Below are 20,857 nucleotides of genomic sequence, written 5' to 3'. Positions count from 1 at the left end.
GGGTTCCGGCAGACACGCCGCCTCGCGGCGTGCGGCCGGTGACCCAGCCTACGCGACGGCGGCCTCCGCGGCGGGATCGAGGGCATCTTCGGGGTCGTGGGCTCCGTCGCGGTCCTCCGCCGCGTCGGCCCCGCCGTCCCAGGGGTCGGGCGGGGTCGCCGAGCCGGACGGCGTCCGCTCCGTGGCCGGGTCGTCGTGGGTCACCTTGGTGAACCGCGTCAGTCCACGGGTCGCGTCGGGGCCGACGGCGTCGGCGTCGATGATCAGCGCGTACCGGTCCCGGCCCTCCTTGTCGACCCACTCCTCGGTCGAGGGGCGGCCCGTGACGACGACGGGCTGTCCCGGCGTGATCGACTCGCAGATCGTGCGCGCCGCACCGCGGAAGGCCTTGACGGTGAACCACGTGGTCCGTCCGTCGCGCCACTCCCCCGTGGCGGCGTCACGCAGCCGCCGGGTGCTGCCCACCCGGAAGCTCGTCCACGGCACGTCGTGGGCCGACAGGTGCAGCACCGGGGTCGTCCCGACGTAGCCGGTCACGGTCACCTTCGCGTCGCTCATCGCGTCCTCCTGGGATCCTCGGGCCGGCGCGGTGCCGGCCGTCCGCCCCAGGTTCACGTCACCGCGCCGGCTCGGTCCCCCTCGTCGGTCGCGTCGGTGGACGACGCGGCGATCTCGTCCGCTGTGGGTAGCCGGTGGCTCCCGGTCAGCGGTGCCGCCGACGGCAGCTCCCGCACGGACAGGGCGTGGTCGCGCACCTGTCGGTGCTCGCCGAGCACGCGCTCGGTGGGCTCACCCAGCCGGGCCACCAGCACGTCCCGGACGGCCCGCCGCCCTTCGGAGCGCACCTCCTCCTGCCGACGCCGAGCCTTGCGACGACGCTGCACCACCCGCACGACCGCGAGCACCCCGGCCGCCACCACCAGGGCACCGCCGGACGCCGCCAGCACCAGCCCCCACGGCTGGGCCAGGGACAGGACGTCGCCGAGCGCGAGCCCACCGACCACCCCGAGCACGACGCCCAGGGCGAGGCAGACCCACGCCACCCGGCGCAGCGCCCGCGCGTGCCGCGGGCCGCTCACGTCCAGGTCGACCTCACGCAGCGCCGCGGTCACCGCGGCGCGCAGCTGGTCGGCGGAGGCGGCCGACTCGGCGAGCGACCGCTGCCACCCGGGACGCAGCGACGCCCCGGCGCGGGTCAGCCAGCGTGCGCGCGCCAGGGCGATCGCGTCCCGGTCCGGCGCGGGCAGCTCCGGCATGCCGTACCGGTTGCGCACCGCGGCACCCACCTGGCTGGCCACGGCGTCGAGACCGGTCGCGGCCACCACCGGTTCGAGCTCACGGTCGACCGCCGCGTCGAGCCGCCAGGGCACGTCCGCCGGCGTCTGCGCCAGCAGCGCGGCCCCGGCGGCGTCGAGCTCGGCCGCGGCCCGCCCGGCTGCGACGGACCGGCGCGCGCAGGCCTCCTCGAGCACCTCGCGCACCCGGGCGACACCTTCACCGGTGCGCGCGGAGACCGGCTGGACGAAGACGTCGTGCAGGCCGTCGTCGGCGAGCAGCCGCTCCAGGTCCTCCACCAGGTTGTCGCGCTGGGAGTCGGGGACGGTGTCGACCTGGTTCAGGACCACGACCATCGAGGACTCCGAACCGACCTGGGCACGCAGGTAGCCGGAGTGCAGGGCGTCGTCGGCGTACTTCTGCGGGTCCACGACCCACACCAGCAGGTCGACCAGCGGCAGCACCCGGTCCACGACCTCCCGGTGGGCCGGCTCGACGGAGTCGTGGTCGGGCAGGTCGAGCAGCACCAGACCCGCCATGGCCCCGGCGCCGTCCCCCTCGAGGACCTCCGAGTGGGTGATGCGCCGCTCGCGGTCGACGCCGACCCAGTCCAGCAGCGGATCGGCCTCGTCGGACCACGAGCAGGCCGTCACGCGGGCGGTCGTCGGCCGCTTGACGCCCACGTCGGCGAACGACAGCCGGGAGATCTTGTTGAACAGGCTCGACTTGCCCGATCCGGTGCCGCCGGCGAGCGCCACCACGGTGTGGTCGACGCCGAGGTCGAGGCGTTGCCGCACTCCCTCGACCGCGGTCCGGACCCGCTCGGCGGTCGCGGCGTCGAGACGCGGGCCGGCGAGGTCGAGGGCCCGGGCGAGGTCCTCGGTGCGGGCCCGCAGGGTCGCGTCGTGCGAGGGGTTCACGTGAGCCTCCTCAGCTCGGCGAGGCGCAGGCGCAGCGGGGAGGCCGCGTCGTCGGCCAGGTGGGGTGAGTCCAGGCCCTCCAGCACGGCGTCGACCTCGCGGTCGACGACGGCGGCGGCCCGGTCGGCGAGGTCGTCGCGCAGTGCGTCGACCTGGTCGTCCAGCACGTCCCCGAGCACGCGGTCCAGCAGCCGGCGCGCGTCGTCGCTGCCGGCCGCCGCGGCGAGCAGCAGGGTCGCCAGACCGCGCTCCCCGAACGCCCGGGCGGCCGCGGTGACGGGTCGGGACGGCTCGGCGCCGAGGACGTCGGCGACCCGGCGGTCGGCCTCGTCGGCCCAGGCGGAGACCGTCGCGGGGACGGCCTGCTCGCGGTCGGTCGCCCGGTCGTCCGCGTCCGGCAGGACGGCCGCGCCACCGGGCGGCGCGGCCGGACCGTCCAGCACGGCACGCAACCGGTCGGCGACACGGGCTCCGGAGGCCGTGAGGGTGTGCTCGGCGGCCTGCCGGATGTCCTCGCGCAGCACGTCGAGGCCCGCCGAACGGATCCGCCCGGCACGTCGCGTGCTGCGGACGTGGTCACCGCGGAACTTCAGCCGGTCGATCCGCGCCGTGCCCGACAGCTCGCGCCACCGTGCCTCGACCGCGGCACCCGCGACGACGCCGGCGCCGACGGCGTCCCGGGCGAGCCCCTGGGCGGCGGGCACCTCGGCCTCCACGGTGCGACGGAGCGTCGTCGCGGCCGCGGCCTGGGCCTCGACGGCGTCGGCCAGGGACGTCACCCAGCCCGGCAGGGCGTTCAGGGATCCCTTGAGCGTGCGCACCACGACGGCACGGGACCGCTCCGGCCCGGCCAGCATCGTGAGCCAGCGCTTGACCTGGGCGACGGGCTTGTCCTCGAGCAGCCCCTCGTGGGGTCCGACGTCGGGCACGACGAAGAGCGGCGTGTCGACCATGCCGTGCGCACGGAGCCGGCTCATGAGGTCCCCGCGGATGGTGACCAGGTCCTCGCGCGGGACGCGGTTGAGCACCATCGCCACGGAGGCGCCGCGTTCGGTCGCCCGCGCCAGGGCCTGCCAGGGCAGCGCGTCGCCGTACCGGGAGGCCGTGGTGACGAACAGCCACAGGTCGGCGGCCTCGAGGAGCTGCTGGGCCGTGGACCGGTTCTCCTGGACGAACGAGTCGAGGTCGGGGGCGTCGAGCAGAGCCGTGCCGCGGGGCACGCCCTCGTGGTGCACGACCCGGGACAGCTCGGTGACCGGCCCCTCGGCGATGACGTCGGCGTCGGCCGGGTTGAAGGCGAGCACCGGTTCACGGGTGGTCGGGCGCAGCACGCCGGCGGCGGAGATCTCCTCCCCCAGCAGCGAGTTGTACAGCGTCGACTTGCCGGCGCCGGTGGAACCCGCGACGACGACGATCGCGGGCGAGCTGAGCTCGGCCATCCGCGGCAGGAGGTGCTCGTCGAGCTGGGCGAGCAGCCGGTCGCGCGAACCCTCCGCCTCGGCGGCTCCGTCGAGGGGCATGGGCAGCCGCACCGCGGCGACGTCGCGCCGCAGGTCCTTGGCGACGTCGTAGACGGTGAGACCGATCTCCGCGTCCGCATCGGCGCCGGACCGTCCACCGAGGAACCGGCTCGAGCGCATGGAGGTAGTCACGCCAACATCCTGGCCTGCCGGGCGGTCGGTGCCAAACGCGCGCGCCGACCGGCCGACGTTTCCGCCGTCCGGACCAGGGCGGTCAGTCCTTCGGACCGGACCCGTCCGCCTTGTGACCCGTCTCCCGCTCCCACGCGTCGAGCTGCTGGGTCAGTGCGCGCGCCAGCTCGAACACCTGCTGCGGCGGGATCCGCACGCGGGAGACGACCCGGGCGGGCATCACCCTCCCGCCCGTCTCGGCCCCGGTCGTCTTGTCGACGGCCGCCTTGGCCGGGGACTTCGCGGCGACGAAGTCGAGGACGAACGAGGCCGACGTGTGCCACACGGAGGCGAAGTCGGCGGGCACCCCCGTCTCGTGCTCGGTGGGCAGGTCGACCTGGAGCCGGAGCTCGCTGCTGGCCATGACGGTCCTCTCGCGACAGGGAGTCGGTCCCCTCGACCGTACCCGGCCGACACACCGCGATCGGGGAAGCGCGACACGATCGGCGAGACTCCGGAATTCGGCGGCGTCCAGCACCCTGGACCGCCGGCCGTCCCTTCTGGAGGTGCCCCCGAGGGAGGCCCCGTCGGTCGTTGCGGACGGACCGGGCGACGGACCGTGCTCGAGCCCGCTCGGACCGTCCGGGTGCTCCGCTAAACTCGGCACGCTTGCCTCCGTAGCTCAGCTGGACAGAGCGGGTCACTTCTAATGACTAGGTCGCGGGTTCGAATCCTGCCGGGGGCACCGACACAGCGACGCACGACGTCGTCGGCTCGCCGACCGCCCTCGTGACCGGGACATCCCGGGACCCACCCCGGCCGGCCGCGGTGGGTGAAGTCGGGCCCGAAACGTACTCCGGACGCCTCCCCCGGCTCCCTGTCAGAAAAGACCGTGCATGCGGTCCACCCCTCGAGGCATCCTCGAACCACACCGCGGTGACGTCGTCCGGACCCTTCCGGGCGCACGGGTGGCCCCTGGCCCGGGCCATATCTCCCCACGTCACGAAAGAAGTCGATCCATGCATCCCCTCGAAGCACATGCCGTCGCCCGAGCCCTCCACGAGGAGCGGCAGGCGGAGGCAGCACGTGCCCGGCATGCCCGGGAGCGGCGCGCCGCCCCGCAGGCGTCAGCATCCCCGCGGCGGCCGCGACTGCGGCACCTGTTCCCGGTGCGGCGGCCGTCCGTCGGCCACGTGTCCGGCGTCCGTGTGGCATGACGCCCCGGCACGACCACCCGTCCACCGAGCCCCGGCGGACCGCGACCTCTCCGAGCGTCCGGACCGCCGGGGCTCCTTGCTGCGGCGGGCCGCTCCCCCGACCCGTGCCGCGCGGAACGTAGGCTGATCCCCGTGAGCCCGAGCAACCCGAACGACCGCATCGTGTGGATCGACTGCGAGATGACCGGCCTCGACACCCGGGCGGACGCCCTGGTGGAGGTGGCTGCCGTGGTCACCGACTCCGAGCTCAACGTGCTCGGGGACGGCGTCGACGTCGTCATCCGACCGCCGGCCGAGGCCCTGGAGCAGATGAACGACTTCGTGCGCGAGATGCACACGACGTCCGGCCTGCTCACAGAGTTGGAGAACGGCACCACGCTGGCCGACGCCGAGGCTCGTGTGCTGGCGTACGTCCGCGAACACGTGCCCGAGGTGCGCAAGGCGCCCCTGGCCGGCAACTCCGTGGGCACCGACAAGGTGTTCCTGGAGCGGGACATGCCCGAGCTGACGGGCCACCTGCACTACCGGATCGTCGACGTGTCCTCCGTCAAGGAGCTCGCCCGCCGCTGGTACCCGCGGGTCTACTTCGCCTCCCCGCCCAAGGACGGGGGCCACCGCGCGCTGGCGGACATCCTGGAGTCGATCGACGAGCTGCGGTACTACCGCGAGGCGCTGTTCGTGCCCCAGCCCGGTCCGGACACCAAGACCGCCCGCCAGGTCGCTGCCCGGATCAAGGAGACCTCGGTCACGAACTCGACCTCGATGTCCTGATCACGTCCCTGACCATGTACACTTTTCGACGGCCGCAAAGCTCTGCGCGGCGGCCGTGGTGGCTATAGCTCAGTCGGTAGAGCGCCTGGTTGTGGTCCAGGAGGTCGCCGGTTCAAGCCCGGTTAGCCACCCCATCGAGACGGTCTCGGCGCGACGCGCCGGGACCGTCTCCTCGTCTCCCGGCTCGCTAGGATCGATCCCACCGCACCGACGCGAGGGAGTCCGACCATGTCCGCACCGTCGTTCACCGACCCCACGATCGAGACCCGCGGCGAGCAGCACCTCGCGGTGGTCCGCGAGACGGTCGCCCTCGCCGACATCCCCGCTCTCTACGACCGGGCGTTCCCGCTGATCTTCGCGGCCCTGGGCCGCGCGGGCGTCGAACCCGTCGCGCCGCCGCTGGGCATCAGCCACCGCATGCCCGCCGAGACCCTCGACCTGTCGGTCGCCGTCCCGGTCGCGGAACCGTTCGCCGACGACGGCGAGGTCGCCGGCGAGACCCTGCCCGCCGGCCGCGCGGCCACCGTGCTGGTGCGCGGCGAGTACGACCAGATCGCGCCCGCCTACGAGCACCTCTTCGGCTGGGTCGCCGCCCAGGGCCTCGTCCCGACCGGGATCGCCTGGGAGCAGTACCTCACCGAACCGTCGCCGGGTGGCGACCCGTCCCGCACCGAGACGCTCGTCGGCGTCGATCTCGTGGGCTGAGAGGCGCCGCGACCGGCGGGTTCGCTCGCACACCGCGCCCAGGTGTGATCGGCTGGGGCCGGTATCCCCGCGAGCGCCCGGAGGCGAGCAGACCCGATGATCGAGTTCCGGTCGGTCACCAAGACCTATCCCGACGGCACGCACGCCGTCGACGACTTCTCCCTGGTCGTGCCCGCCCACACCACGACGGTGCTGGTCGGTTCCTCCGGCAGCGGCAAGACCACCCTGCTGCGGATGATCAACCGCATGGTGGAGCCGACGTCGGGCACCATCGAGATCGACGGCGAGTCGATCGCGGAGCGCGATCCCGTGCGGTTGCGGCGCAGCATCGGGTACGTGCTGCAGAACGGCGGCCTGCTCCCCCACCACCGCGTCGTCGACAACGTCGCCACCGTGCTGCGGCTGGAGGGCACGCCCAAGCAGCAGGCCCGGGACCGCGCCATGGAGGTGCTCGACGTCGTCGGCCTGGACCGCTCGCTGGCCACCCGCTACCCGAGCCAGCTCTCCGGGGGCCAGCAGCAGCGCGTCGGGGTGGCGCGCGCGCTGGCCGCCGACCCGAACATCCTGCTCATGGACGAGCCGTTCGGTGCCGTCGACCCGATCGTGCGGGCCGAGCTGCAGACGGAGACGCTGCGCCTGCAGCAGGAGCTGCACAAGACCGTCGTGTTCGTCACCCACGACATCGACGAGGCGTTCCTGCTCGGGGACCAGGTGGTGATCCTCGAGACCGGTGCGCAGGTCGCCCAGATCGGCTCCCCGAGCGAGATCATCGAGAACCCGGCGAGCGAGTTCGTGGCCAGCTTCATCGGCACCGAGCGGGGCGCCCGGGCGCTGCGCACCAAGGAGACCGGTCACGGCACGGTGCTGGTGGACGCCACGGGCCGCACCCAGGGCCGGCTGGTCGGGGACGACGACGAAGGCACCGCATGAGCTGGGTCGTCGAGAACCTCGACCTCATCGGTCGGCTGACGGTCGAGCACCTGCGGCAGAGCGCGCTGCCCATCGTCCTGGGGCTGCTGCTGTCGATCCCGGCGGGCTGGTTCGCGTTCCGCTTCCGCCTCACCCGCGGCGTGGTGCTGACGGCCGTGGGCCTGCTGTACACGATCCCGTCGCTGGCGCTGTTCGCGCTGCTGCCGCCGCTGCTGGGCATCAGCTTCCTGTCGGAGGTCAACCTGATCGTCGCGCTGACGATCTACGCCGTGGCGATCATGACCCGGTTCGTCGCCGACGCGCTGTCCTCCGTCGAGCCGTCCGTGCGGCAGGCGGCCGACGCCGTCGGGTACGGCACGTGGCGGCGGTTCTGGCAGGTGGACCTGCCCCTGGCCGGCCCGGTCGTGCTGGCCGGCCTGCGGGTGACCGCGGTGTCGACCATCTCGCTGTGCACCGTCGGCATCCTCATCGGGATCGACAACCTCGGCTACCTGTTCACCAACGGCTACCAGCGCCAGATCATCCCCGAGATCCTCGCCGGCGTGGTCGCCGTCGTCGTCATCGCGCTGCTGGTGGACTGGCTGCTGGTGCTCGCGGGGCGGGCGCTCATGCCCTGGACCCGGAAGGGGGCGTGAGATGGACCTCTTCGCCGACGCGATCGCCTGGATCTTCTCCCCCGACGCGCAGTCGGGTTCGCTGCCTCTTTCCGAGGCGATCTGGACCCACCTGGCGTTCACGTTCGTGTCCGTGCTCATCGCCGCGGCCGTGGCCGTCCCGGCCGGCTGGCTCGTCGGGCACACCGGCCGGGGTCGCGAGGCCGCGGTCGCGCTGTCGGGCGCGGCGCGGGCGGTGCCGTCGTTCGGTCTGGTGCTGCTGCTCGTCCTGGTCTTCGGGGTCACCCACAAGGTGGGGGCGTCGACGACGGCGTTCGTGCTGCTGGCGATCCCGCCGATCCTCGCGGGCGCCTACTCCGGCGTGGAGGCCGTGGAGCGCCGGGTGGTCGACGGCGCACGGGCGGTCGGCATGACGTCACGTCAGGTGCTGGGCAAGGTGGAGATCCCGCTGGGTCTACCGCTGCTGATCGGCGGCCTGCGCTCGGCGACCCTGCAGGTGGTGGCCACGGTGACGCTCGCCGGGTACGTCGGGAGCTGGGGGCTGGGCTTCTACATCGTCCAGGGCATCCAGATCCGCGACTTCGCGCAGATCCTCGGTGCGGCGCTGGTCATCGTGGTGCTCGCCGTCGTGCTCGACCTGCTGTTCGCGCTGCTGGAGCGTGCGGTCGTGCCGCACGGTGTCGCGGCCCGACGCTCCGCCGACTGAACAGGACGAACCGGGCACCCCGTGCTTGACTGGGACGGCCCACGCCGACCTGGCACCTGGAAAGAGGCACACAGATGCGCACCATCCGACGCACCACCGCACTCGTGGCCGGCGCAGCAGCGGCACTGCTGACCCTCACCGCGTGCGGGGGCGACTCGGACCCGCTGGAGCAGGACACGGGCGACGGCGGCGAGGAGACGTCCTCCGACACGATCGTCGTCGGCTCGCAGGCCTACTACTCGAACGAGATCATCGCCGAGATCTACGCCCAGGCCCTGGAGGCCGACGGCTTCACCGTCGAGCGCAACTACTCCATCGGCCAGCGGGACGCCTACATGCCGGCGCTCGAGGCCGGCGAGGTGCAGGTCTTCCCGGAGTACACCGGCAACCTGCTGCAGTACTACGACCCGGAGACGACCGCGACCTCGGCGGACGACGTCTACGCCGAGCTCGCCGACGCCCTGCCGGAGTCGCTGACCGTGCTGGACCAGTCACCGGCCACCGACCAGGACTCCTACAACGTGACGGCCGCGTTCGCCGAGGCCGAGGGGCTGACCTCGATCGGGGACCTCGCCGGCCTCGAGGACCTCACGCTCGGCGGTCCGGCCGAGCTCGAGGAGCGCCCGTACGGTCCGCAGGGGCTGTCGGAGGTCTACGACGTCGACGTCGCGTTCGAGGCCACCGGTGACACGACCGTGCAGGACCTGGTGGCGGGGACGGTGGACGTCGCGAACGTCTTCAGCGCCGACCCGCGCATCCAGACCGAGGACCTCGTGACGCTGGAGGACCCCGAGGGTCTGTTCCTCGCCTCCAACGTCGTGCCGCTGGTCAGCACCGACGTGGCCGACCAGGTGGCGGACGTCATCAACCCGGTCAGCGCCGCCCTGACCCCGGAGGGTCTGGTCGACCTCAACGTCCAGTCCACCGAGGAGCAGCGCTCCAGCGAGGACATCGCCGCCGACTGGCTCAGCGAGAACGGTCTCGCCTGACCGTCCCGCACGCACATCGAGCGTGCTCGCTCGGGCCCTCATTCGCTCAGGAAAGGGCCCGAGTGAGCACGCTCGATGCGTGTCCGGGGTGGCCTCAGCCGAGGCGGGCGACGATCGCGTCGGCGAGACGCTCCGCGGTCCCCGCGTCACCGGCGTGCTTGAGCCACAGCGACGGCTCGGTGAGCTCCAGCTCGATGACGGTCGGGGTGCCGTCCTCGCCCGTGACCAGGTCGACCCGGGCGTAGAGGAACGGCTTCGTCACCCCGAGGCGGTCGTGCGCCACGGCGATCGCCCGGCGGGCCACGTCGACCTGCGCCGCGGTGGGCTCGACCGGCTCCATCTGCTCCTTGCGGTACAGCCCCGCGGTGGGCCGGCTCGGGCCGGTCAGCAGCGCGTTCTTGCGCACCGCGTGCTGCACCTCGCCGTCGACGAAGACCAGGCAGGTCTCCCCGGCGGTGTCGACGCTGGTGACGTAGGGCTGGATCATCACGGCACGGCCGTCGTCCAGCAGCGCCTTGGCGTGCTCGATCGCCAGGGCCCGCGACTCGGCGCTCACCGGCTGGTAGCGGCCGGTGTCCTTCGCGCCCGCCGACACGACCGGCTTGACCACGAAGTCGCCGAAGGCCGGCATCCGGGTGTGGATGGCGCGCTTGCCGAGGTGGCGCTCGGGGTCGAGCCAGATCGTGGGGATCACCGGGACGCCCGCCTCGTCGAGGGTCTGCAGGTAGGTCTTGTCGGTGTTCCAGGCGATGACGTCGGCGGCGTTGGCCAGGTTCGGCACCGACCGGGCCCACTCGATGAACTCGTCGCGGCGCGGGGAGTAGTCGTAGGTGGATCGCACCACGACGAGGTCGTAGGACGACCAGTCGACGTCCGGGTCGTCCCACACGACCGGCTCCGCGGTCACGCCGCGTGCGGCGAGCGCGGGGAGGATCGGACGGTCGTCCGCGTCGAGGTCGGGCAGGACGGAGCAGGTGGCGAGTCCGACTCGCTTCGTCGTGGTGGTCACGGGCCCCAGGATATCGGGGCCTCGCGGGACCGGGCGCGAGCGACCGGCAGGCGGACCGCCCCGGCTCACAGGCCGTAGGCCTCCAGCAGGCGCAGCCACATCTCGCTGACCGTGGGGAAGGCGGGCACCGCGTGCCACAACGTGCCGAGCGGCACCTCGGCCACGACGGCGATGGTGGCGGCGTGCAGCATCTCGGCGGCGTCCGGACCGACGACGGTCGCCCCGACGATCACCTCGCGCTCGGTGTCGACGAGCACCTGGACGCGTCCGGCGTAGTGCGGCGAGGTGACCGCGGCGCCGGCGACGCCGCCCAGGTCGACGGACACGGTCCGCACCGGCAGGCCGGCACGGGTCGCCTCGGCCTCGGTCGGACCGACCCAGGCGACCTCGGGGTGCGCGAACACGACGTGCGTGCGCGCCCCGTGGTCGGCCCGGGCGGCGTACCGGCTCCACCCGGTGCCCGACGACGCGGCCGCCGCCTCGCCGTCCCCGCCGGACCCGTAGAGGGCGGCGATCACGTCCCCGGCCACGCGCGCCTGGTACTTGCCCTGATGGGTGGTCCCGACCCGCCCCGTCACGTCGCCGCACGCGAACAGCCACGGGTGCCCGACGACGTCGCGTGCGACGCCCTGCACGGCGGTCGAGTCCTCGATCGTCAGGGGCGTGCCCGGCTCCAGCCCGACGCTGTCCAGCCCGACGTCCCCGGTGCGGGGCCGCCGGCCGGTGGCCACGAGCAGCTCGGCCCCGGTGACGGTCCCGGGCCCGTCGTCACCGGCGACCGTCACGGTGACGGGCCCTCCGGGTGCCGGTCGCTCGACCCGCCGGGCCTCGACCCCGAGGCGCACGTCCACCCCGGCGGCACGCAGCGCGTCGGCCACCATCTCCCCGGCGAAGGGTTCGGCGCCCTCGAGCAGCCCCTCACGGGCGAGCAGGGTGACCCGCGCGCCGAGGTCGGCGTAGGCGGTCGCCATCTCGACCCCGACGACGCCCCCGCCGAGGATCACCAGGGACTCGGGCACGGCCTCGGCCGCGGTGGCCTCGCGCGAGGTCCACGGGTTGGCGGCGGCGAGTCCGGGTACGTCCGGGACCACCGGCGCGCTCCCCGTGGAGACGACGACGGCGCAGCGCGCGGCCAGTCGGTGCGTCTCCCCCTCGGCGTCGTCGTCGACACCGGTGGCCGGGACCACCTCGACGAGGCGTTCACCGACGAGACGGCCGTGGCCCCGCACCAGCGTGATGCCCACCGAGGCGAGCCAGTCCTCCTGGCCGGAGTCGTCCCCCTCGCCGGTCATCTCGTCGCGCCGGGCGAGCACCGCCGACACGTCCAGCGGGCCGGGGTCGGCGACGCCGGCCGCGTCGCGCGCCACCTGCCGGGCCGCCCCGGGGTGCAGCAGCGTCTTGGAGGGGATGCATGCCCAGTACGAGCACTCCCCACCCACCAGCTCGGCCTCGACGACCGCGACGGACAACCCGCCGCGCGCCGCCCGGTCGGCCGCGTTCTCCCCGACGGGGCCGGCCCCGATGACGATGACGTCGTAGGTCTGCTCCATCGGTGCATCGTGTCGCGTCGCGGCGGGTTCCGCAGCGTGAGTCGTGCTGCGGTGTCCCACCACCCGGGGACCGCGAGGTTGGCCGAACCCGACAACCGCTTGTGGGATTCGTGCACGATGGTGGGGCCGGGCTGGCCGACCGGACCGGCGCCCCGCACGCGGCGGGGACAGCAGAGTGGGATCGCCCCCGCACCGCGCACGACGAAGGAGCACCGTTGACCGACACCGTCGCCGGGACCACGACCCGGACCACCACCACCGCCGACGCCGCGCGGATCGCGACCTTCGCCGCCCTCATCGCCGTCCTCGGCCTGCCGGGGTCGATCGCGCTGTTCGGCAACGCCGTCCCGATCACCCTGCAGACGCTGGGGGTCATGCTCGCCGGGGCGATCCTGGGCGCGCGGCGCGGTGCGCTGGCCGTGCTGACGCTGCTCGCCCTCGTGGCGGCCGGGCTGCCGCTGCTCGCGGGGGGCCGCGGCGGGCTGGGCGTGTTCGTCGGCCCCTCGGCCGGATACCTCGTCGGGTTCGTCGCGGGAGCCTTCGTCGTGGGCTGGCTCGTCGAGCGGCAGCGCCGCGTGACCTTCCTCGGGGTGCTGGCCGCCGCGCTCGCCGGCGGGGTGGGCGTCGTCTACGCCGTCGGGATCCCCGTCCAGGCCGCGCTGACGGGCGTCCCCCTGCCCGAGACGGCGATGCTGTCGCTGGCCTTCCTCCCCGGGGACGTGCTCAAGGCGCTGGCCTGCGCCGCCGTCACCGCCGCCGTGGCACGGGCCTACCCGTCGGCGCTGCGCCGGCCGGGTCAGGAGGGCTGAGTGCCGGTCGCCCACCACGTCCTGCGCCACGCGCACGGCCCCGCCGCCGACCGGGTCGCCGTGCGCGGCGGCGAGCGCAGCCGCACCTACGCCGAGCTCGCGGCCGACGTCGTCGCGGGGGCCGGGCACCTGCGGGCCACCGGCACGGTCACCGGCGACCTCGTGGTGCTGTCGCTCCCCGACCCGCTGGACACCCTGGTCGCGCTGCTGGCCGTGGACCACGCGGGCGGCGTCGGACTGGTCGGCGACCCCGCCTGGCCCGGGCACCAACGGTCCGAGGTGCTGCGCGCCCTGGCTCCGGCCACCGAGGTGCGCACCCCGCTCCCCCGCGGCCACGGCGGTCCTCCCCCGTCCCCCGGGCCCGCCCCGGACCCGTCGACCCCCGCCTGGGCCGGGTTCTCCTCGGGCAGCACCGGGCGCCCGCGGGCGGTCGTGCGCAGCCGCGGGTCGTGGACGGCGTCGTTCGAGCACGTCTCCCGGCTGACCGGGACCCGCCCCGAGGACACGGTGCTGGTCACCGGGCCGCTCACCAGCTCGCTGCACTGCTTCGCCGCGGTGCACGCCCTGGCGACCGGTGCCGGCGTGATGCTCGCACCCTCCGCCCCCGCCACGACGGCGGCGCTCGCCGCGGCCGACGTCGCCCACCTGGTGCCGTCCCGTCTCGACGACGTGCTGGACGCCCTCGACGCCGGGATGCCCTCCCGGCTGCGCACCGCCGTGGTCGGCGGGGCCGGGACGGACCCCGTCCAGCACGAGCGGGCCCGCGCCCACGGGGTCGGGGTCGTCACCTACTACGGCGCGGTCGAGCTGAGCTTCGTGGCGATCGACACCGGAGCCGGGCTCGTCCCGTTCCCCGAGGTGGAGGTCCAGGTGCGTCCGCAGCCGGGCACCCGTCTGGGCGAGGTCTGGGTGCGCTCGCCCTGGACGGCGACGGGGTACCTCGCCGGCGCCTCCGGTCCGCTGCGCACGGAGGACGGATGGTGCACGGTCGGCGACCTGGCCGACCTGCCGACCTCCGGCACCCCGTCGCTGCCCGCCGACGGCGCGCTGCGGCTGCGCGGCCGTGGTGACGGCGCGATCCTCACCGCCGGCGCCACCGTGGTGCCCGAGGACGTGGAGGCGGCGCTGCGCCCGGTGCCCGGGGTGCGCGACGTCGTGGTCGTCGGGGCGCCGCACCGCCGGTTCGGCGCGGTCGTCGTCGCCGTGGTCGAGGCCGACGAGCGGTCCGGCCTGCGCGCGCACCTCGAGCGCGTCGCACGCGCGACGCTCACCCCCGCGCAACGGCCCCGCCGCTGGTACCGCCTCGCCGCGATGCCCCGGACCTCCAACGGCAAGGCCGCGCGGTCCGCGCTGGGCGCGGCCGTGGCGGGACACGACCCGTCCGCGCGCGTCGGCGACCTCACGGTGCTGCGGTGAGCGTGGTCGTCGCGGCACGCCGCACCTGGGTCGGGCGTCCTGCCGCCGGGCACGCCCACGCGGACGAGACACGGCTGGCCGCCGCGGTGCTCAGCGCCGCGGCGCAGGACGCGTCCGCCGGGCGGGTGGACGACGTGGTGCTGGGCAACGCCGCCGGGCACGGCGGGAACGTGGCCCGGCGGGCGGCGCTCGCCGGGCTCGGCCTCGCCGTGCCCGGGATCAGCGTGGACCGGCAGTGCGCCTCCGGGCTGGCGGCCGTGGCGACGGGCGCGGCGCTGGTCGACGCCGGTCACGCGGACGTCGTGCTCGCGGGTGGGGTGGAGAGCACGACCCGCGCCCCGGCGCGGTCGCACGGCCGCCTCGACTATCGCCGGGCCTCGTTCGCCCCGCCCCCGTGGGCCGACCCGGACGCGGGTCAGGCCGCGGACCGGCTCGCCCGCGCTCGCGGCGTCACCCGCGAGCGCCAGCACGCCTACGCCATCGCCTCGCACAGCCGCGTACGAGCGGCCCACGAGGCCGGGTGGTTCGGGCCGGAGGTCACCGGCGTCGGCGGCCTGGACCGCGACGAGCACGCCCGACCGCTGCCCGGCCGGGTCCTGGACCGGCTGCCGGGCGCCTTCGGCCCCGACGGGTCGGTGACGGCGGCCTCGGCGGCCCCGGCCGCCGACGGGGCCGCCGCCGTGGCGCTCGTCCCCGACGGACCCCCCGGGCTGCGCGTCCGCGGTGCGGCCACCGTCGCGTGCGGTCCGGACATGCCTCTGCTCGCGCCGGTGCGGGCGGTGCGCACGGTGTGCGAGCGCACCGGTGTCGGGACGGCGGACCTGGCGGCGGTCGAGCTGGTCGAGGCCTTCGCCGTCCAGGCGCTCGTCGTGGCCGAGGACCTGGGGCTGGACCCGCTGGGTGACCCGCGCTGGAACCCGGACGGCGGCGCGCTGGGGGCCGGGCACCCCTTCGGGGCGAGCGGGGCGATCGCCGTCGTGCGGCTGTACTCCCGCCTGGTCCGCGGCGGGGCACCGGCCGGGGCGCTGGGCGTGGCCACGGCCGCCGGCACCGGGGGCATCGGCGTGGCGCTGCTGCTGGAGGTCGTGCGATGAGCGAGATCGTGCTCGACGACGTCCACGTGCGGCGCGAGGGCCGGCACGTGCTGCGCGGGGTGTCGGTGCGGCTGACCGAGCGGCGGGTGGCGGTGATCGGCGCCAACGGGTCCGGCAAGTCGACCCTGGCCCGGCTGCTCAACGGACTGGTGACCCCGACGTCGGGCCGCGTGCTGGTCGACGGGCTGGACGTGCGGCGGCACGGCCGGGCCGTCCGTCGCCGGGTCGGGTTCGTCTTCACCGACCCGGACGCGCAGATCGTCATGCCGACCGTCGCCGAGGACGTCACCTTCTCGCTTCGCGACTCGGGGCTGTCCCGCGCGCAGGTCCGGGACCGGGTGGCGGCCGAGCTGGCACGGCACGGGCTGGCGGACCACGCCGACCACCCGGCGCACCTGCTCTCGGGCGGGCAGAAGCAGCTGCTCGCGCTGTCGAGCGTCCTCGTGACCGCCCCCGACCTGGTGGTGGCCGACGAGCCGACGACGCTGCTGGACCTGCGCAACACCCGGCTGATCGCGGACCGGCTGGCGGCCCTGGAGCAGCGGGTCGTGCTCGTCACCCACGACCTGGACCTCGTGGACGGCTACGACCGGGTGCTCGTGGTCGACGAGGGTCGCGTCGTGGTGGACGACGTCCCGGCGGTGGCCGTGCCGGCCTACCGGACGCTGATGGCGGCCCCGGTCCGATGACCGGGACCACCTCCGCGGCCCCGACCGGCGGCTCGCCCGTGCACCGGCTCGGCGCCGGCCCGAAGCTGGTGGCGCTGTGCCTGTGCTCGCTCGCGCTGCTGGGCGTGCGCGGTCCGCTCGGGGCGGGGATCGCCGTCGTCGGTGTCGTCGCGCTGCACGCGCTCGCCGGTCTCGGCCCCCGCGTGCTGTGGGCTCACGTCCGCCCGCTGCGCTGGGTGGTCGTGTGCCTGCTGGCGGTGCAGTGGTGGCTGCTGGGCCCGGTCGAGGCCGTCGTGCTCAGCACCCGGCTCGTCGCCCTGGTGGCCCTCGCCGGTCTCGTGACGGCCACCACGGCGACGCAGGACGTCCTGGACACCCTGGAGAGCGCGCTGCGGCCTGGCCGCCGGTGGGGCGTCGACCCCGAGCGGGTGGCGCTCGTGCTGGCCCTGACGCTGCGTTCGGTACCGGTCCTGGCGGACCTGGCCGCGCGGGTCCGGGACGCCCAGCGGGCGCGGGGCCGGGAGGCGGACGTGCGCGCGTTCGCCGTCCCGCTGGTCGTCGGGTCCCTGCGCCGGGCCGACGCCCTCGGCGAGGCCCTGCGGGCCCGTGGGCTGGACGACTGAGTCAGACCCGGACGTACTCCAGGTCCGTCACCGAACGGCCGGCGTTCAGACCCTTGCGCTCGAAGCTGGTCATGACCCGGCCCTCGAAGCGCGGCGCCCGGCCGCCCGGTCCGTGGGCGTTGCGGAAGCCGTCGGCGGCGTCGCCGACCTCCAGCATGACCTCGCCGTACTCGGCCCAGTCGGTCGCCAGCCGCCATCGGCCGCCGGGCCGGATCGCGCGGGCCGCCAGCTCGGCGAACGCCGGGGTCACGAGGCGGCGCTTGTGGTGCCGCTTCTTGGGCCAGGGGTCCGGGAAGAACACCCACAGCTCGTCCAGGCTGCCCTCCGGCAGCCCGTGACCGAGCAGCTCGGCGGCGTCGACCTGCATGATCCGCAGGTTGTCGAGCTCGTGCCCGGGGTCCCCGCCGGCCACCGCCGGGTCGGCACCGGCGTGCCCGGCCCGCACGATGGTCTGCGCGACGCCCGGCCGGTAGACCTCGACCGCCAGGTGGTCACGCTCGGGGTGGGTCGCCGCGGCGTGCACGACGCACTCGCCGAGGCCCGTCCCGATCTCGAGCACGAGCGGGGCCGTGCGGCCGAACTCCGCGACCGGGTCGAACTGCCAGTCGGGGTGCACCGAGAGGTCCCGGTGCTCGTGCGGGACGTCCACCAGGTAGCGGTGACGGCGCGTGTCCCACGCCTTCTGCTGCCCCGGGGTCAGACGCGCGGTGCGCCGCACGAAGCTGAGCGGACGGCGGTGGTGACGGGTGTCGACGGTGTCGTCTCCCGGGGTGTCCTGCGGGGTCCCGGGGTTCTCCTGCGATGGGTTCGGCACCGGACCAGGGTAGTCGTGCCCGCCGCCGGCGCGGGTCACACCGAGGACAGCCCGATGAGCGCCAGCAGCGCCTCCCCGTAGGCGTCGGACGCGTCGCGGGCCTCGAAGACGCGCTGCTCGCCGAGCAGCTCGACCTCGACGGCGAAAACCTCTCCGTCGTACCGCAGGGCCCGGAAGGTCCTGCCGAGCAGCTCGCGGAGCTGGTCCTCGCGCGGCAGCCACAGCGTGTCGTCGAGGTCGACGGAGTCCAGCGCCCACTCGGTGGTCCCGTTGAACCCCAGGATCGTGCCGGTGTCGAAGTGGTGCGCCTCCACCACGAGCGTCGAGACCGTGAAGACGTCCTCGAGGAGGTCGGGCGCGTCGATGTGGAAGCGGTCGCCGTCGGCGGGCTTCCAGAGGAGTCCCGCGTCGCGCAACCGGGTGGCGAGCTCCGTGGAGATCATCACCCCATCGTGCACCGTCAGGCCGTGGACGCCAACGGGTCGCCGGCGGCGCGGGCGGCCCGGCCGGGGTGCGCTCCCGGCCGGGCCGCGGCTCCTCGACGGGTCAGCCCTGCGGGTGGATCCCCACCTGCTGGACCGGCTGCGGCCCGGACTCGTACAGCACGGGCTTCACAGGTCCGTGCACGAGCTCGTTGACCTGCACGTCGACCAGGTCGTGCCCCGCGACCTGCGAGACATCCGTCAGGTGGATCCTGACCTGCACGGCGCTGCCGCGGGGCAGCCCGGTGCTCCCCGGGTCGCGCAGCACGGCCTGCCCGCTGACGACGGCCTGCTGCCCGGCGCCGTCCACGACCGCGTCCGGGAAGGCCAGGTGGCCGTCATGGCCGTCATGGCCCCCGCCGTGACCGCCGCCGGGGCCGTGACCGCCGCCTTCACCGCCGACCATGACGCGGTGGACCTCGAGGTCCGCCAGGCGCAGCCCGTCGGACCCGGGCGTCTGCAGGACCAGCGAGCCCCAGCAGTCGATGGTCGCGTCCTGCGGCCGGCACGACGTCACGCCGTCACCGTCCGTCCCGCTGTGCGCCGTCAGGGCGATCCGCAGCCCGCCGTCGCGCAGCGCGGACGCCGGGTTGACCGCCGTCATGGTGACCCCGGGGGTGGACTCCCCCTCCGCCGCCGCGGCCACCTGGGCGGAGGCTCCGACGAGGAGCACCGCCAGCAGGGTCCGCGACACCCTGCTCACCATCCTGGACATGTCCCACTCCTCTCCGCCGGCCGGCCGGGTCGGGTGCCACCCGTGGCGGCACCCGACCCACGCGGCCCGACCGGATCAGCCCCGGCCGAGGGCGTTGCCGCCGCCCTGACCGCCGTTGCCACCCCGGGGACGGTCGGCCGGACGGCCGCCGTTGCCGCCACCGTTGCCGCCGCCCTTGTTCCCGACGTTCACCACGAGGGTGACCGTGTCGTCGACGCCGTCGCCGTCGCTGTCGCTGAGCGTGCCGGCATCGGTCGCCCCGAGCCCGACGGCCGGCGTCGTCACGGTGATCAGGTATTCACCGCCGACGGGCTTCTGCCAGTTGTACCCGTAGACGACCCGGCCGGTGGAGTTGACCTCGGCGCCGTAGGCGATCTCGTCCGCCACCACGACCGAGCCGTCGGTGGTGCGGATGTCGAGGGTGGCGCCGCCGTCCCAGGCCCGGACCTCCGGGTACGGGGACTCCTCGACACCGAGCGTCCCGTAGTGGGACTCACGGTCCAGCAGCGTCGGGTCCAGCTTCACCACCGTGTACCCCGGCATCGGGAACGCCGTCGGGTCGGCGAACAGGCCGATCTCCACCCGGATGGGCGTCCCGGCCTTCAGGGGGGCGTTCTGCAGGTTGTCCCCCCACTCGGCACCGACGGTCAGCGTGTCGGCCGCGGCCTCGGCGCAGTCGGCCTGCCAGGTGGCGATCCCCTGGACCCAGTAGTCCAGGTGCTCGTCGGGGATCCCGTCACCGTCGGTGTCGACGCCCTTCGTCCCGGCCGGGTCGACCGAGTCGTCGCCGTCCGTGCAGGTCCCCCCGAACGGCGACCCCGCCGCGCCGGGCACGAAGACGGTCGGGACGGACAGGTTGTTGGCCCCCAGCTCGCCCTCGTCGCCCGGGGGATGGGGCGGGCCGCCGCCCCCGGGCGCCGCCTGGACGCCGGTGATGCTCATCGTCGTCAGCAGGACCGCTCCCGCGACAGCTCCGACGCCACGTCGCGTCGACCTCGTCATCATGATCGTTCGCCTCGCTCCCGTGCGCGGGATCTCGACCACCGAGGGGCCACGCTGGTCCGGGGCGGCACCGGATCCCTGAGATGTCCTTCGATCGTCACGCCGGACATCCCTGTCCGGTCAGTGCAGGACGACCCTGTGCGACCGGGACCTTGGACGCTGACCCGACAATGCGGTCACGGCGGTCCGGGTCACCCGTGCTGGACGACCAGCGCCACGATCACGGTGGCGTTCCAGCACGAGTGCGCCACCACCGGCGCGGTGAGACGCCCCGTACCGACGAACAGCGCCGTGTAGGTCGCCCCGGCGACGAGGATCGAGACCAGGTCGGGCACGGTCGCCGGCAGGTGCAGCACGGCGAAGAGCACGACCGAGACCACGACGGCCACGGCCCGGGCCCGACGACGATCGGCGAACACCTGCGGGACGGCGCCGACGAGGACGCCGCGGAACCACAGCTCCTCGGCCAGCCCGCCACCCACCACGCCCAGGACCAGCGCGCCCACGACCGCCGACCAGCCACCCGACGTCAGGCGCAGGACCTCCTGGACGCCCTCGTTCGCCACTCCCCCGGCCAGCGGGACGAGGACGCCCAGCTCGAGCGCCAGCCGGGGCGGGACCGTCGCCAGGGCCAGCAGCGTGTCGCGCCGCCACCGACCGGCCCCGATCCCGACGGCGGCGGGCCCGGCCCCGCGGCGTCGCAGCCACCACGCGGCCGTCCCCGCCGCCCCCGCGAGCTGGACGACGGCGAGGCCGACCAGCACGACCGGCCCGAGGTCGAGGACGCTGACGACGATCGGCGCGCCCACGAACCACAGCAGGCAGCCGACGAGGAAGAGGGTGACGGTTCCGGCCCGGGTCCGGGCGCTGGTGCGGGAAGGGAGGGTCGACATCGGGCACCTCACTGGCATATCGAT

22 protein-coding genes and 2 tRNA genes are annotated in these 20,857 nt (G+C 74.8%); 13 read left to right on the top strand and 11 right to left on the bottom strand.

Annotated elements, in window-relative coordinates:
* Positions 1-48: 48 nt before the first annotated feature.
* From Q6347_RS10260 to Q6347_RS10245, 4 genes are all read right to left on the bottom strand, one after another.
* A complete protein-coding gene (locus Q6347_RS10260; protein WP_304607291.1) occupies positions 49-558 on the bottom strand; it encodes a single-stranded DNA-binding protein in 510 nt (169 codons plus the stop codon).
* A gap of 53 nt (positions 559-611) precedes the next feature.
* A complete protein-coding gene (locus tag Q6347_RS10255) occupies positions 612-2,195 on the bottom strand; it encodes a GTP-binding protein (RefSeq protein WP_304607290.1) in 1,584 nt (527 codons plus the stop codon).
* A complete protein-coding gene (locus Q6347_RS10250; protein WP_304607289.1) occupies positions 2,192-3,847 on the bottom strand; it encodes a GTPase in 1,656 nt (551 codons plus the stop codon). Before Q6347_RS10250 ends, Q6347_RS10255 begins: the two co-directional genes overlap by 4 nt.
* 82 nt (positions 3,848-3,929) lie before the next feature.
* Entirely contained in the window at positions 3,930-4,250 is a 321-nt protein-coding gene (locus Q6347_RS10245; RefSeq protein ID WP_171247566.1) for a DUF3467 domain-containing protein, read from the bottom strand.
* 247 nt (positions 4,251-4,497) lie between these two features.
* On the opposite strand from Q6347_RS10245, the gene Q6347_RS10240 reads away from it, so the two are divergent.
* The 8 genes from Q6347_RS10240 (at position 4,498) to Q6347_RS10205 (ending at position 9,758) form a co-directional block, all read left to right on the top strand.
* Positions 4,498-4,571: transfer RNA gene (locus tag Q6347_RS10240), tRNA-Arg, on the top strand.
* Between the two features lie 604 nt (positions 4,572-5,175).
* Positions 5,176-5,814: an oligoribonuclease gene (gene orn, locus Q6347_RS10235; RefSeq protein ID WP_304603563.1), complete on the top strand. Its 639-nt coding sequence runs from the start codon at positions 5,176-5,178 to the stop codon at positions 5,812-5,814.
* A gap of 58 nt (positions 5,815-5,872) precedes the next feature.
* A tRNA-His gene (locus Q6347_RS10230) sits at positions 5,873-5,948 on the top strand.
* 94 nt (positions 5,949-6,042) lie between these two features.
* The gene (locus Q6347_RS10225) at positions 6,043-6,519 is read left to right on the top strand and encodes a GyrI-like domain-containing protein (RefSeq protein WP_304603562.1); all 477 of its coding nucleotides are present in this window, start codon (positions 6,043-6,045) and stop codon (positions 6,517-6,519) included.
* Between the two features lie 96 nt (positions 6,520-6,615).
* Positions 6,616-7,449: an ABC transporter ATP-binding protein gene (locus tag Q6347_RS10220; protein ID WP_171247561.1), complete on the top strand. Its 834-nt coding sequence runs from the start codon at positions 6,616-6,618 to the stop codon at positions 7,447-7,449.
* Positions 7,446-8,084, top strand: coding sequence for an ABC transporter permease (locus Q6347_RS10215; RefSeq protein ID WP_171247560.1), 639 nt, complete (start codon positions 7,446-7,448; stop codon positions 8,082-8,084). Before Q6347_RS10220 ends, Q6347_RS10215 begins: the two co-directional genes overlap by 4 nt.
* A 1-nt stretch (position 8,085) precedes the next feature.
* Complete coding sequence (locus tag Q6347_RS10210; protein ID WP_304607288.1) at positions 8,086-8,769, top strand: ABC transporter permease; 684 nt, start codon at positions 8,086-8,088, stop codon at positions 8,767-8,769.
* Between the two features lie 74 nt (positions 8,770-8,843).
* Positions 8,844-9,758: an ABC transporter substrate-binding protein gene (locus Q6347_RS10205; protein WP_304603560.1), complete on the top strand. Its 915-nt coding sequence runs from the start codon at positions 8,844-8,846 to the stop codon at positions 9,756-9,758.
* Between the two features lie 94 nt (positions 9,759-9,852).
* Here the strand turns inward: Q6347_RS10205 and Q6347_RS10200 are convergent, their stop codons facing one another.
* Together Q6347_RS10200 and Q6347_RS10195 are read right to left on the bottom strand one after the other, a co-directional pair.
* Complete coding sequence (locus Q6347_RS10200; protein ID WP_171247555.1) at positions 9,853-10,767, bottom strand: RimK family alpha-L-glutamate ligase; 915 nt, start codon at positions 10,765-10,767, stop codon at positions 9,853-9,855.
* Between the two features lie 65 nt (positions 10,768-10,832).
* Positions 10,833-12,317: an NAD(P)/FAD-dependent oxidoreductase gene (locus Q6347_RS10195; RefSeq protein WP_304607287.1), complete on the bottom strand. Its 1,485-nt coding sequence runs from the start codon at positions 12,315-12,317 to the stop codon at positions 10,833-10,835.
* A gap of 215 nt (positions 12,318-12,532) precedes the next feature.
* On the opposite strand from Q6347_RS10195, the gene Q6347_RS10190 reads away from it, so the two are divergent.
* From Q6347_RS10190 to Q6347_RS10170, 5 genes are read left to right on the top strand one after another with little or no spacing between them, the layout of a single operon-like run.
* Positions 12,533-13,126 (top strand): biotin transporter BioY, encoded by a 594-nt coding sequence (locus Q6347_RS10190; protein WP_304607286.1) that lies wholly within the window; start codon positions 12,533-12,535, stop codon positions 13,124-13,126.
* A complete protein-coding gene (locus Q6347_RS10185; protein WP_304607285.1) occupies positions 13,127-14,542 on the top strand; it encodes a class I adenylate-forming enzyme family protein in 1,416 nt (471 codons plus the stop codon).
* The gene (locus Q6347_RS10180; protein WP_304607284.1) at positions 14,539-15,636 is read left to right on the top strand and encodes a thiolase family protein; all 1,098 of its coding nucleotides are present in this window, start codon (positions 14,539-14,541) and stop codon (positions 15,634-15,636) included. The genes Q6347_RS10185 and Q6347_RS10180 overlap by 4 nt, the downstream gene beginning before the upstream one ends.
* Positions 15,633-16,325: an energy-coupling factor ABC transporter ATP-binding protein gene (locus Q6347_RS10175; RefSeq protein ID WP_304607283.1), complete on the top strand. Its 693-nt coding sequence runs from the start codon at positions 15,633-15,635 to the stop codon at positions 16,323-16,325. Before Q6347_RS10180 ends, Q6347_RS10175 begins: the two co-directional genes overlap by 4 nt.
* Positions 16,322-16,927 (top strand): energy-coupling factor transporter transmembrane protein EcfT, encoded by a 606-nt coding sequence (locus Q6347_RS10170; RefSeq protein WP_304603554.1) that lies wholly within the window; start codon positions 16,322-16,324, stop codon positions 16,925-16,927. The genes Q6347_RS10175 and Q6347_RS10170 overlap by 4 nt, the downstream gene beginning before the upstream one ends.
* A 1-nt stretch (position 16,928) precedes the next feature.
* Here Q6347_RS10170 and trmB read toward each other — a convergent pair whose 3' ends face one another.
* The 5 genes from trmB to Q6347_RS10145 form a co-directional block, all read right to left on the bottom strand.
* Positions 16,929-17,741 (bottom strand): tRNA (guanosine(46)-N7)-methyltransferase TrmB, encoded by an 813-nt coding sequence (gene trmB, locus Q6347_RS10165; RefSeq protein ID WP_304603553.1) that lies wholly within the window; start codon positions 17,739-17,741, stop codon positions 16,929-16,931.
* Positions 17,742-17,776: 35 nt separating this feature from the next.
* Complete coding sequence (locus Q6347_RS10160; RefSeq protein ID WP_171247546.1) at positions 17,777-18,184, bottom strand: pilus assembly protein CpaE; 408 nt, start codon at positions 18,182-18,184, stop codon at positions 17,777-17,779.
* A 103-nt stretch (positions 18,185-18,287) separates the two neighbouring features.
* Positions 18,288-18,938, bottom strand: a complete 651-nt coding sequence (locus Q6347_RS10155) for a hypothetical protein (RefSeq protein WP_304607282.1) — start codon at positions 18,936-18,938, stop codon at positions 18,288-18,290.
* Positions 18,939-19,013: 75 nt separating this feature from the next.
* Complete coding sequence (locus Q6347_RS10150) at positions 19,014-19,880, bottom strand: hypothetical protein (protein ID WP_304607281.1); 867 nt, start codon at positions 19,878-19,880, stop codon at positions 19,014-19,016.
* 251 nt (positions 19,881-20,131) lie between these two features.
* The gene (locus Q6347_RS10145) at positions 20,132-20,833 is read right to left on the bottom strand and encodes a type II CAAX prenyl endopeptidase Rce1 family protein (RefSeq protein ID WP_304607280.1); all 702 of its coding nucleotides are present in this window, start codon (positions 20,831-20,833) and stop codon (positions 20,132-20,134) included.
* Positions 20,834-20,857 lie beyond the last annotated feature (24 nt).

The sequence above is a fragment of the Isoptericola sp. b408 genome, from assembly GCF_030588085.1.
Taxonomy (GTDB): domain Bacteria; phylum Actinomycetota; class Actinomycetes; order Actinomycetales; family Cellulomonadaceae; genus Isoptericola; species Isoptericola sediminis.
The sequence above is the reverse complement of the archived record's forward strand: the minus strand, read 5'-3'. Positions and strand labels throughout refer to the sequence as shown.

Coding starts and splice junctions, on each gene's coding strand:
- Q6347_RS10260 (WP_304607291.1), bottom strand. CDS start 558: ATGAGCGACGCGAAGGTGACCGTGACCGGCTACGTCGGGACGACCCCG.
- Q6347_RS10245 (WP_171247566.1), bottom strand. CDS start 4,250: ATGGCCAGCAGCGAGCTCCGGCTCCAGGTCGACCTGCCCACCGAGCAC.
- Q6347_RS10225 (WP_304603562.1), top strand. CDS start 6,043: ATGTCCGCACCGTCGTTCACCGACCCCACGATCGAGACCCGCGGCGAG.
- Q6347_RS10220 (WP_171247561.1), top strand. CDS start 6,616: ATGATCGAGTTCCGGTCGGTCACCAAGACCTATCCCGACGGCACGCAC.
- Q6347_RS10215 (WP_171247560.1), top strand. CDS start 7,446: ATGAGCTGGGTCGTCGAGAACCTCGACCTCATCGGTCGGCTGACGGTC.
- Q6347_RS10210 (WP_304607288.1), top strand. CDS start 8,086: ATGGACCTCTTCGCCGACGCGATCGCCTGGATCTTCTCCCCCGACGCG.
- Q6347_RS10205 (WP_304603560.1), top strand. CDS start 8,844: ATGCGCACCATCCGACGCACCACCGCACTCGTGGCCGGCGCAGCAGCG.
- Q6347_RS10195 (WP_304607287.1), bottom strand. CDS start 12,317: ATGGAGCAGACCTACGACGTCATCGTCATCGGGGCCGGCCCCGTCGGG.
- Q6347_RS10175 (WP_304607283.1), top strand. CDS start 15,633: ATGAGCGAGATCGTGCTCGACGACGTCCACGTGCGGCGCGAGGGCCGG.
- Q6347_RS10170 (WP_304603554.1), top strand. CDS start 16,322: ATGACCGGGACCACCTCCGCGGCCCCGACCGGCGGCTCGCCCGTGCAC.
- Q6347_RS10160 (WP_171247546.1), bottom strand. CDS start 18,184: ATGATCTCCACGGAGCTCGCCACCCGGTTGCGCGACGCGGGACTCCTC.
- Q6347_RS10155 (WP_304607282.1), bottom strand. CDS start 18,938: ATGTCCAGGATGGTGAGCAGGGTGTCGCGGACCCTGCTGGCGGTGCTC.
- Q6347_RS10150 (WP_304607281.1), bottom strand. CDS start 19,880: ATGAGCATCACCGGCGTCCAGGCGGCGCCCGGGGGCGGCGGCCCGCCC.
- Q6347_RS10145 (WP_304607280.1), bottom strand. CDS start 20,833: ATGTCGACCCTCCCTTCCCGCACCAGCGCCCGGACCCGGGCCGGAACC.